This window comes from Kitasatospora sp. MBT66 (genome assembly GCF_000710405.2).
Lineage (GTDB): Bacteria > Actinomycetota > Actinomycetes > Streptomycetales > Streptomycetaceae > Kitasatospora > Kitasatospora purpeofusca.
This window is the reverse complement of record NZ_JAIY01000016.1, coordinates 623,117-634,188: the sequence shown is the minus strand read 5'-3', so window position 1 is coordinate 634,188 and position 11,072 is coordinate 623,117. Positions and strand designations below refer to the sequence as shown.

Annotated in this window: 9 protein-coding genes; 4 read left to right on the top strand and 5 right to left on the bottom strand. The window is 72.8% G+C overall.

Going from position 1 to position 11,072, the window contains the following annotated elements:
* Positions 1-89: 89 nt before the first annotated feature.
* Complete coding sequence (locus BI06_RS38685) at positions 90-2,216, bottom strand: NPCBM/NEW2 domain-containing protein (RefSeq protein WP_043476033.1); 2,127 nt, start codon at positions 2,214-2,216, stop codon at positions 90-92.
* 151 nt (positions 2,217-2,367) lie between these two features.
* Entirely contained in the window at positions 2,368-4,428 is a 2,061-nt protein-coding gene (locus tag BI06_RS38680; RefSeq protein ID WP_030393899.1) for an alpha-galactosidase, read from the bottom strand.
* 535 nt (positions 4,429-4,963) lie between these two features.
* Here BI06_RS38680 and BI06_RS38675 point away from each other — a divergent pair.
* Positions 4,964-5,968 carry a hypothetical protein gene (locus BI06_RS38675; protein ID WP_149030615.1) on the top strand — a complete coding sequence of 335 codons (1,005 nt, stop codon included), beginning with the start codon at positions 4,964-4,966 and terminating at the stop codon, positions 5,966-5,968.
* An 80-nt stretch (positions 5,969-6,048) separates the two neighbouring features.
* Here BI06_RS38675 and BI06_RS38670 read toward each other — a convergent pair whose 3' ends face one another.
* Positions 6,049-6,858, bottom strand: a complete 810-nt coding sequence (locus tag BI06_RS38670; RefSeq protein WP_030393897.1) for a DeoR/GlpR family DNA-binding transcription regulator — start codon at positions 6,856-6,858, stop codon at positions 6,049-6,051.
* A gap of 195 nt (positions 6,859-7,053) precedes the next feature.
* On the opposite strand from BI06_RS38670, the gene BI06_RS38665 reads away from it, so the two are divergent.
* Positions 7,054-8,151: a serine protease gene (locus BI06_RS38665; protein WP_233290462.1), complete on the top strand. Its 1,098-nt coding sequence runs from the start codon at positions 7,054-7,056 to the stop codon at positions 8,149-8,151.
* A 123-nt stretch (positions 8,152-8,274) separates the two neighbouring features.
* Here BI06_RS38665 and BI06_RS38660 read toward each other — a convergent pair whose 3' ends face one another.
* Positions 8,275-8,664: a transglycosylase family protein gene (locus tag BI06_RS38660; RefSeq protein ID WP_030398691.1), complete on the bottom strand. Its 390-nt coding sequence runs from the start codon at positions 8,662-8,664 to the stop codon at positions 8,275-8,277.
* Between the two features lie 590 nt (positions 8,665-9,254).
* Between BI06_RS38660 and BI06_RS38655 the strand changes: the two genes are divergently transcribed.
* Positions 9,255-9,668: a universal stress protein gene (locus BI06_RS38655; RefSeq protein WP_045943418.1), complete on the top strand. Its 414-nt coding sequence runs from the start codon at positions 9,255-9,257 to the stop codon at positions 9,666-9,668.
* 124 nt (positions 9,669-9,792) lie between these two features.
* Here BI06_RS38655 and BI06_RS38650 read toward each other — a convergent pair whose 3' ends face one another.
* Positions 9,793-10,134, bottom strand: coding sequence for a chaplin (locus BI06_RS38650; protein WP_043476027.1), 342 nt, complete (start codon positions 10,132-10,134; stop codon positions 9,793-9,795).
* A 374-nt stretch (positions 10,135-10,508) separates the two neighbouring features.
* Here BI06_RS38650 and BI06_RS38645 point away from each other — a divergent pair, with 374 nt between their 5' ends.
* Positions 10,509-10,796, top strand: coding sequence for a hypothetical protein (locus tag BI06_RS38645; RefSeq protein ID WP_030398194.1), 288 nt, complete (start codon positions 10,509-10,511; stop codon positions 10,794-10,796).
* Positions 10,797-11,072 lie beyond the last annotated feature (276 nt).

The window sequence follows — 11,072 nt, the reverse complement described above, 5'->3', positions numbered from 1 at the left end:
GGTCGCCCGCCGGCCGCGTCCGCTGCCGCGGCCGGCGGGGGTCGACAGGTGGATCAGTGGATCAACGGTCGGGCATCAACGGTCGGGCATCAGCAGGTCAGCACCGGAGCGGCCCAGTCGGCGTGGTCGCTGTTGGTGCCGTCGCCGCCGTCCGTCACCACGAGCCGCAGCTCGTTGGCCCCGGCCAGTGCCGCCGTCAGGTGCTTGACGCCGGACGCGGAGGTGACCCGGCCGCTGTCGGCGACCTTGGTGTCGTCGGCGTAGATCTCGAAGGAGACCGAACCGCGGCCCTGGGCCTCGGCGTCGATGCCGACATCGGTGCTGAACGAGGAGCAGGCGCCGCCGAGGTAGTAGACGATCTCGCTGAACGCGTTGACGCCCAGGCCCTTGGCGTAGGTGGTGCCGCCGATGTTGATGGTGCTGCCGTCCCGCGCCTGGTTGTCGCCGTTGCTCATGTCGCGCTCGACCGGGCCCCAGCTGTTGCCCGCCGCCGACCAGTTGAGGTCGGAGACCTGGTACGTCCCGGCGGCCGGGCCGTCGCCGCAGGCGACCCGGACGTTCGCCCAGTCGGCGTGGTCCCAGGAGGTGCCGTCGCCGCCGTCGGTGACGACCAGCTTCAGCTCCTGCGCCCCGGTGAGGTCGGCGGTGAGCCGTCGCGCCGGGTCCTGGCCGGTGACCGGACCGCTGTCGGCGGCCTTCACGCCGTCCTTGAAGACCTGGAACACCACCGAGCCGTGGCCGTAGGCGTCGTCGTCGATGCCCACGTCGGTGACCAGGTTGCGGCAGGTCCCGCCGAGGTGGAAGCCGATCTCACTGGGGGCGTGCACCCCGAGGCCGTTGGCGAACTGGGCGCCGCGGATGGTGATCGTCCCGCCGTCGCCGGCCACGTGGTCGCCGTTGCTGCGGTCGCGCTCCACCGGGCCCCAGAAGTTGGACGCCGAGGTGAACGGCAGGTCGCTCAGCCGGGTCACGCCCGAGGGCGGGGAGACCGGCGAGCTCGGGGTGACCCGGAACATCGCCGTGCCGTGGCCGGGCACGACCGCGCTGATCGCGCCGTTGCCGGTGCTGCTCTTCTTCGACCACAGGTCCTTGACCTTGTAGGACTCGGCGCCGCCGATCCCGACCGCCTGCGCGGTGGTGCTGATGGTGGCGTCGTAGGAGCCCTCGTTGGTGAGGGTGACCGAACGGCTGCCGTCCGCCAGCGGCTTGCTCATCACCACCAGCCCGTTCTCCCGGGAGACCACGGCGCCCTGCTTGCCCAGCGGGTCCTGGTCCACCGCGATCACATCGGTGTTGGTGAGGATCTCCAGGGTCTCCGGCTCGGCGGTCCGCAGGTCGGTGCCGATCATCAGCGGGGCGGCCATCTGCGCCCAGAGGCTGAAGTGGGTCCGGTACTCGGTGCCGGTCATGCCGCCGTTGCCGACCTCCAGCATGTCCGGGTCGTTGAACGCCCCGGCCTTGGCGTAGTTCGCCAGGCCCTGGTTGGCCTGCGCGATGGAGATCATGCTCTGCCAGTTGTCGCTGATGTCACCGGTGGTGCGCCAGGAGTTGCCGACCGGCTGGGCCCAGTTCCACGGCCCGGTGCTGCCCCACTCGCAGATGCTGTAGAGGATGGAGCGGCCGGTCTTCTTCAGCGCGTCGCCCATGGCCTTGTACCGGGTGCGCGCGTCGATGCCCTTGTTGTTGCAGTTGTCGTACTTGAGGTAGTCGACGCCCCAGGACGCCCACAGGTCGGCGTCCTGCTGCTCGTGGCCGAGCCCGCCGGGGAAACCCTTGACGTCGCAGGTGTGGTCGCCGGCGCTGGAGTAGATGCCGAACTTCAGCCCCTTGCCGTGCACATAGTCGGCGAGGGCCTTGATGCCGTGCGGGAAGCGGACCGGGTCGGCCACCAGGTTGCCGCTCGCGTCGCGCTGGGGCAGGGCCCAGCAGTCGTCGAGGTTGACGTACTGGTAGCCGGCCGCCTTGAGGCCCTTGGAGACGAAGATGTCGGCGATGCCCTTGATCATCGCCTCGTTGAACTGGGCCCCGCAGTAGGTGGAGTTCCAGTTGTTGAAGCCCATCTGCGGCGTCAGGTTGAGGCCGTTGTCGAGGGCCGCGGCCGCCGGTGCGGTGGCGAGCTGGAGCCCCACCGTCACGGCGCCGCCGCCGGCGAACAGGGCCAGTGCGGTGAGCGCGGACGCGGCACGGCGCGCCGGTCGGGCGTCGGGGGTTCGCACGAATCCTCCATCGGGGGATCGGAGTTGGACGGGGGAAACAGACCGGCCGGCCTGGCGGGGGAGCCTGGCGGCAGACCGGTCGGACCGGCTGGAGGGGGTTGGTCGGGTCCTGCGGATCACACCGGACGGGGCCGGTGGAGCGGCGGTCCGCTCAGTTCAGCGGCGTCCAGGCCTGGCCGGCCGCGGCCGGGTTCGGCGGGTCGAGCACCACGGAGGACGTCGGTGCGGACCGCGGGGCGTCCAGGGCGAGTCCGCTGGCGACGTTGGTGATGGTCAGCGCGCCGGTGGCGGCGTTCTGGGTGACCCGCCACTTCTGGTTGGGGCTGTTGGGGTCCCAGCGGTTGAGCACCCAGGCGGGCGAGCCGTTGCCGCTGCCGCCGGTCAGCGTGCCGTGGGTCTGGGTGGGCGTGTCGCAGTTGTCGGTGATCCGGACGGTGCCGTCGGGGTTCGGGGTGAACTTCCACTGCTCCGAGGTGTGCCAGTCCCACCAGGTGTTGATGTCGGTGGTCGAGCCGTCGGGCGCGGAGCACATGCCGTTGACCTCCAGCACCTGCCCGCCGGTGCCGCCGGCGCTGATGCCGTGGTAGCGGCCGTCGCCGACGACCGCCGCCGGGACGGTGGCGGGCAGCGCCTTGAGGCGGTACATGGTGACGCCGTGGGCCGGGACCCAGCCGCCGAGGGAGCCGGTGGAGGTGCCGGTGGCGCCGGTCCAGAGGTCCTTGGCGGTGTAGCCGGGGCCGGTCAGTCCGAGGTCGGCCAGCGTGGTGGTGATGTTCCGCCAGCCGGACGGGTCCTGGTTGATCAGCAGCACCGCCGTGTCGCCGTCGGCCAGTTGGCGCTTGAGGACGATCGGGTCGGTGGCGTTGTTCGGCGCGTGGCCGACGAGGGTGGCCGGCTTGCCTAGGCGGTCCTGGTTCACCGCGACGACGTCGGCGTTCTTGTAGACCGCCAGGGCCGAATCACTGATGCCGGTGGACCAGTTGTAGCCCTGGGAGCTGTGCTGGGAGTCGGCGGCGGTGCGCAGGTCGGCGCCGCTGATGAGCGGGGAGGCCATCATGGCGAGGACGGACATCTCGCTGCGCGACTCGTCGTCGGTCATCGGCTTGTGGCACACGCAGCTGTCGGTGGTGCCGTAGATGCCGTAGGGGTTCAGCCACCCCGCGAACATCATGTCCATGTCGTTCCAGCTGCCGGGCCGGACGTTGGCCGGGTACTGGAGCGTGGTCCGCAACTGGCCGTTGTAGAGCACGCCGTCCAGGTCCGGGCCCCGGTCACCGCCGATCCGGCACAGGTTGGCGACCTGGCCGCACCACTTGCCGGTCGGCGCGTAGCCGGGCGCCTCGCGCTCGGGGGTGCCGGCGGCGACCACCACCGGGTCGGTGCGGGCCGGGTCGTCGGGGGCCAGCAGGTAGGGCACGCCGCTGTGCACCGGCTGGGCGGACACGCTCAGGGTGACCTTGGGCCGGTTCTGCGCGGCCGAGGCGGCGTCCAGCGCCCGGCGGAAGTCCTGCACCCGGGCGTAGATCGAGCGGGTGAGCTCGCGGCCGATGCCCTGGGTGTAGTAGTCGTGGCCGTCGGGGCCGACGATCCTCGGCCCGTAGGGGCAGTCGTCGTACTTCACGTAGTCGACGCCCCAGGAGACGAAGTCGGCGGCGTCGGTGCTCTCGTGGCCCAGGCTGCCGGGGCGGCCCTGGCAGGTGGTGTAGGTGGTGGTGGCGTAGAGGCCGAACTTCATGCCCTTGCTGTGCGCGTACCAGGACAGGTACTCGATGCCGTTGAGCGTCCGGCCGTTGACGGTGCGGGCCGGGAAGCGCTCCGGGTCGGGCACCAGGTGGCCGCTGGTCGGGTCGATGCCGTTGCCGTCGGTGCCGCTGACCGGGTTGCGGTTGGCGTCGTAGAGCTGCATCGCGCCCTCGGCGGTCTTCGCGAAGTTCGCGGTCTGCCCGTCGCGGTGGCCGAGCGACCATCCGTCGTCGATGGTGACGGTGTTGTAGCCGGCCGCGACCAGGCCCCGGGAGACCATGAAGTCGATGGTCTGGAGGACCTGTTGCTGGGTGACGGCGGTGCCGAGGGTGTTCCAGGAGTTCCAGCCCATCGGCGGGGTGAGGGCCTGTCCGTTCTCGACGGCGGCGGCGGGGGTCGCCGAGGGGCCGAGCGCGAGCGTGCCGAGTCCGGCCGAGGCGAGGGCCAGGGCGAGCAGTGTGCGGGGCACTGCTCGGAGCGCTGCTCGGGACAGGGAGAGGGGCAGGGGGCGGGACGTGGTGCGGGGGCGGTGCGGCGCAGTTCTGCGCATGGGCGCTCCAGGGCGCGAGTGGGGGTGGGTGGGGGTGCGTGGAGGCGCTGAGGTGCGGCAGGGGAGTCGCCGTGATGCTTTCTGTCTCTTTTTCGAACAGAAAGCAACGCAGCATAGACACGTCAGAACCTGTCACTCAAGAGGGCGTGCGAACCGCGGAGGCCCTTGTCATCACTTGCCCCATATGACATGTCACGGCTTGATCTCGGCAGCGAAGGGCACTTGACGGCCCGTCAAAACAGGGTGTGGTATTTCACATTGCGTTTGAATGTGTTTGGTTCTGCTGCTGAGGAGCGGCTCGGCGAACGGGTGGTCGGTCGGCCGGCCGCCCCGGGCGTGTACGGGACGGCGTCGGCGGGCAGGTGACACCTCGTGACGGGTGACCGCCCGGGCAGGGGCCGTTCGGCGGCCTCCGGCGGGTCACCGTCCGTCAGCAGGACGGGAGGGCGCGGCAGTGACCAGGGAATGGACCGGGGTGTCGCTGGAGAACGTTCGGCTCGAGGTGGCGGAGATCGCCGGCCAGGCATTCCGGCCGGATCCCTCGGCTGCGCTGCCGGAACGGGTGGAGGTCTACCGGATCCTGGACGGCCGGGGCGAGCCGCTGCCCTGCACGCCGGCCGAGCACGAGCGCTGGGAGCTGGCCGCCGTGGCCTGCCTCGGCCGGCTGTCGCGGGCCCTGGAGGAGTTCTACCGGGCGCACGGCGGCACCATGATCGAGATCGACCTCGTCACCGGTCGGGGAATCCGCTACGGCATCGGCCGGCCGCGTCGCTGGCCGGGATGGGAGCGGCGGGCCGTCGAACGGTCGGCCCGGGCCCAGCAGGTCCTCGCGCTGGAGGTGGCGCGGGCCGTCGAGGAGTACCGGCCGGTGCGGGCGGAGGTCGCCCTGCGGGTGACCGAGGAGCGCGCGGCCCGCCGGGCGGCGATGGAGGCCGAGCAGCGGGCGACGCGGCACCGCCGGACGGTCCTCGACGAGCTGGCCCAGCGCCGGGTGTGGCAGTACCGGAGCGCCGGTCCGGGGGAGCCGGTCCTCGTCCGGCGCATCGACCTGTCAGGGACGGGGACGGGGACGGAACCGGGGCCGGGTGGCGCGGTGGCCGCCGCTTTCGACGGCTCGGTGATGGTCGATCAGGAGTCCGTTTCGGCACGGGAGTTGGCGGATGCGCTGAACGCCTTCGCGCGGCGGGCGGAGAGCCCGGTCGACATCCGGTGGGACGAGCGCGCCAGGGCCGGGACCGAGGCGGAGTGCCTGGCCCGGGAGGTGCGCCTGACCTTCCTGGAATGGTGGCAGGATCTGGCCGGGCCCAGCTGGCGGCCCGGCCCGCACGGTCCCGTTCCGGTCTTCGTACCGCCCGGGCAGCGGGCCTCCGCTCCCCGGCCGAGTTTCGGCGGCACCGGCATGGGCGGCACCGGCGGCTTCACCGGCGGGCACTCCTACGGCGGGTTCGGCGGCTACTGACCCGGCCGCCGGGCTCCGGCACGGCTGCTGCCGCTCGGTGTCCGGCTCCCGCCCCGGTGACGGGCGGTCAGGACCGGCGGTCAGGCCCCCGCGACCGGGGCGACGACGAGCTCCCCGACGGCTTCGGTCAGGGCGGCCCGGGCCTGGGTGTTCAGCGCCGAATCGGTGACGAACACATCGATCTCGTCGAGCGTGGCGAAGCCGCTGAGCGCGACCACGCCCCACTTGGTGTGGTCGGCGACGACGGCGACCCGGCGCGCCGAGGCGACCAGCGCCCGGTTGGTCTGGGCCTCCGCGAGGTTGGGCGTGGTCAGACCGGCCCGCTCGGACACCCCGTGGGCGCCCAGGATCAGCAGGTCGACGTGGAGCGAGCGGACGGCCTGGTCGGCCAGCGGCCCGACCAGCGCGGCCGAGGGCGTGGGCGAGCCGCCGGTCAGCAGCAGCGAGGGGGCGCCCGTCCCGTGCTCGTCGCCGGCCGAGCGGACCAGCTCCGCGACCGGCAGCGAGTTGGTGACCACGGTGAGGCGGGGGATGTGCAGCAGCCGGGCCGCGACCGCGTAGGCGGTGGTGCCCGCGGCGACGGCGATCACACTGCCCGGCTCGACCAGGGTGGCGGCGGCCTCGGCCACCGCGGCCTTCGCGGCCGACTCCAGGCCGGACTTGGCCTCGAAGCCCGGCTCGTCGATGGCGGTGTCCGAGGCGGAGACGGCGCCGCCGTGCACCTTCTTCACCACGCCCGAACGCTCCAGGGCGTCGAGGTCGCGTCGCACGGTCATGTCCGAGACGCCCAACTGGTCGACCAGCTCGGCGACGCGCACCGCCCCGCTGCGGCGCACCATCTCGGCGATCAGCGCTTGCCGCTGGTGGGCCAGCAGTCCGGTGTCCGCCACGGATGCGCTCCCTCGTGCTGGTGTGCCATCAGGCCCGACAGTCCGTAAAGGATACTGGCTGGCCGCATACGCCCGACCACCACGGTGCTCGCCGATACGCGACCGAGACGCCTTTACCGGATCCTGACCCGATCGACGGACGCCCGCGACGCCGTCCACACAGAAGCCTGACGAGGCGCGGCTAGCGTCCCGCCCATGTCCAAGACACCTGGTACCACTGCCGAGATGCCCGGAACCACCGCCGGAACCACGGGCGCCGACCGGACGCTGCCGCGCGGGCGCGCCCTCCTGGGGGCGCTGCTGCTGAGCGCGACCGCGGCCGCGCTGCTGCCGACCGCCGCGGTCGCCGCGGAACGCGAGTCCGTCACGGCCCACGCCGGCGCCACGACCACCGAGGAGCGCGACCGGATCGACGCCTACTGGACCCCCGACCGGATGCGGCTCGCCGGCGCCCTCGTCCCCGAGATCACGCCCGTGCCCGAGGACGACCACACGCCCGACGACCCCCGGCCGCTTCCCGCCGGCACCCCGGACCCGGGCGCCGTCTGGACCCACGGCGGGGCGGTGGAGCGCAGCGTGGGGCGGCTGTTCTTCACCTTCTCCGACGGCTACGACGGCAGCTGCACCGCCACGGTCGTCACCGCCGCGAACCGCAGCACCGTCATCACCGCCGCGCACTGTCTGCGGGGCGTCGGGTCCCCCACCGCCGAGGGCACCTGGCGGCACAACCTGTACTTCGTCCCCGGCTACCGCAACGGCACCAAGCCGCTCGGCGGCTTCAGCGTCCGGAGCATGGCCACCTCCTCGCACTGGGACGCCGACCCGGGCGGCACGAGCTCGGACGCCGTCGCCGCGGCCGGCCACGACACCGGGATGCTGGTGGTGAACCGCTCGGCCGACGGGCGGCGGGTAGCCGAGGTTACCGGAAGCCAGCAGATCGCGTTCACCCGGCCCGTGGCGGGCGAGTTCGTCGACACCTTCGGGTATCCGAAGGACCGGCTCAACGATCCCGCCGCCAAGTACGCCGGCTCGCGCATGATCCACTGCGCCGGACCCGCCCGCCAAGGCCCGGCGGCCCCGCTGCTGTGGGGCGAGTCCTGCGACATGTCGCACGGGGCGAGCGGAGGCCCCCACCTGATCGGCTTCGACCCCCGGACCGGTACCGGCACGGTCGTGGGCGTCACCACCACGACCGAGGAACTCGCGGGCGGAAGTGCCGGCACGCTCTACGCGACCCGTCTGGGTGACGGTGCGCGCCGTCTTTACGACTGGGCGTGTGGTCGGGCGGTCTGACACCGGCCGGGAGTTGTCTGCGGGTGAACGCACGACGCCGCTGGTCACCGGACCGTCCTTTTGGGGTGGTCGGGTGCAGCGGCGTTGTTGTGGTGCGCCCCCGTGGTGGTGGGGGTGGGGGTGTTACTTGGTGAGGCCGGCCTTGACGGAGCAGACGGGCCAGGCGCCGGGGCCCTGGGCGGCGAGGACCTTCTCGCCGATGGTGATCTGCTGGGCCTTGGTGGCCTGGTGGGCCTGGGGGGCGTAGGCGGTGCCGCCGAAGGCGGCCCAGGTGGAGCTGGTGAACTGGAGGCCGCCGTAGAAGCCGTTGCCGGAGTTGATGGCCCAGTTGCCGGTGGCCTCGCAGGCGGCGACCTTGTCCCAGACTCCGGCGGGGGCGGCGGAGGCGGCGTTGGCCGTGACGAGGCCGGCCACCGGCAGGGCGAGGACCGCCCCGGCCATCAGTGCCGTCCGGACGCGGTTGCGGCGCTTGGTGGCGGTGGTGGCGGTGGTGGTCTCGTTACGGAAGGTCATGGGTTTCCTTTCGGCGGGGGATGCGGACGTGCGGAACCAGGCCCTGGGGTGGGCGGCGGTTTCGAGGGGATGCACGCTTCGCGTGGTCGGGCACCGTGTCCGCTTGCGGGGCCTGGGCCCCGGTGGGCGGTGCGTTCGGTGCAACGCATTCGAAGTTACGGGGGTGGTGGTGGGGTTTCAAGGATTCGTAGGTTTAGCGAGGTCAGTGGGGGTTACCGTGGGTATGGATCATGATATTGGCCTGTTTTGAAGGCAAATGTCCTGATTTTCAAGATCGAATACCGGCGGAAAGTGGTCCGGGCCACTCCGGGGGGCCTGTGAGGCCGGGCACACGGTCGACGGGGCGTGGCGGTCCGGCTGCGGCGGGTGCCGGAATCGGGGTGCCGGGCGGGGTGCGGCGGTCGCGTCGGGTGGTCCGGGCCACAGCCCTCACCCGCCGTGCCCCGTGCCGTCACCCGCCGTGTCCGGCATAGCCTCGGGCCATGAGCAACGAGAGCGATGCGGAGCAGGGGTCGGCGGCCGACCGGGCCGAGGAGCCGGGCGCGGCCGTGGCGCCGTCCGGGTTCGAGCTGGGCACCGACGGGCCCAAGATGATCGTGGCGGGCCTGGACGGCTCGGATTCCTCCTGGCGGGCCACCGCCTACGCGGCGGGCCTGGCCCGGCGGCAGAACGCCACCCTGGCGATCGCGTACATCCAGCCGGTGCTGGGCGCGGCCACCGCGCTCGCGGGCGCCGCCGTCGAGGAGACCACCCAGGAGATCGCCGAGGAACTGCTCGCCGCCGTCCGCGAGGCCGAGCACCGGCTGCGCGACGTGTGGCGGGTGGAGTGGCGCTTCCTCACCGTGCGCGGTGACCCCTATACGGGCCTGGCCCGGCTGGCCGACGAGCTGCGGGCCGACGCGGTGGTGGTCGGCGCCTCCGAACAGGCCGGGCACCGGGTGATCGGCTCGGTCGCGGTCCGGCTGGTCAAGGCGGGCCGCTGGCCGGTCACCGTGGTGCCGTAACCCCCACGGGCGGGGAGCGGGAAAGAGGAGCGAGGGCTGCGGCCCCGGCGGGTGCCGGGGCCGCAGCCCTCGTGCGGTCGGTGCGGGGGCGCCGGGCGATCCTCGGGCGCGCGCCGGGTACCGGTCAGAGAATGGAGAGGCTGTTGCCGCAGATGTTGGTCTGGATGTTGATCGGGATCTGGATCTGGTTGTTGATCGGGATCTGGATCTGGTTGCCGGAGAGCACGCCCGGCGAGTTGGCGACGATGCCGTTGGCGTAGGCGCCGCCCTCGTTGATGCAGACGGTGCCGCCGCCGCCTCCCGGGAGGCCGCCCGGGAGGCCGCCCGGGAGGCCGTTGTGGACCGGGGCGGTCGGGGCGTGGTGCACGGGGGTGTCGCAGTCGAGCGCGAGGGCCGGGCCGGCGGAGAGGACCGCCAGCGCGGTGCCGAGGCCGGCGGCGAGCAGGTACTTCCTGGTGTTGGTCATGGCGAAGGAATAGCCAGTCGACACGCCTGTGACGACATAATCCGACCATAAGGTCACCCGATCGCAGGCGTAACCGCACACCGATGCAGGAGTCCCGCCGCCCGCCCGGCGCACCGGAGGGGCGGTCCGGCCGCCGCTGTGGTGCGGCCCCGGCCCCGGAGTTGCCCTGAGCCGGTCCCGGAGTGCCCGCCGTTCGCCGCGTGCCGGGGCGTCCGCCGCGGGCCGCGCGCCGGTCCCGGTCGGAGAACCGGGCCGGAACGGGACCCCGGCCCCGTGCACCCGGGACAGCCGCTCCCCGACGCTCGAGGTACGGCCGCCACCGGGGTCGGACCACTCCGGCGGCGGCCGCCACCACGGCACGAACGGGAGACCGCATGTACGCACACTGGGGTACCTTCACCAAGAACGACACCCTCGGCGACTGCCTCGGCCTGGCCCAGACCGCGCTGCTGCGCCAGGGCTTCCAGGTCTGGGACCTCGCGGGCGACGGCGACTACCAGGTGATCGGCGGCAACGCGGACGTGATCGCGATCGTCGTCTGCGTCCCGCAGTCCGGGAACATCTGGCTGACCGTCAGCGCCTACTCCACCGACTCGGCGCTCGCCGAGCGCACCCGCAACGACGTGCGCTCGTTCATCGTCAGCTCGATCCGGATCGACTGACCGGCGCCGAACTGCACTGCACTGCACCGCACCGGACTGCGCCGAACCGGAGCCGAACCGGCACGGGACCGCGCCGGACCGCGCCGGACGCTCCGGCGGCCCCGGGGGCGGCAGGCCCGCCCCCGGGGCCGCCGGGGCCCGGCGCTAGGCTGCGGAACCATGACGGACACTTCGGTCGATCCGCCCCGGACACCCCGCCGCAGTACCGCCGGAGCGGCCGAGGGCCCGCGCCCGGCCGCCCGGCGGGGCCACCGGCCGGGCACCACCCGGCCGGAC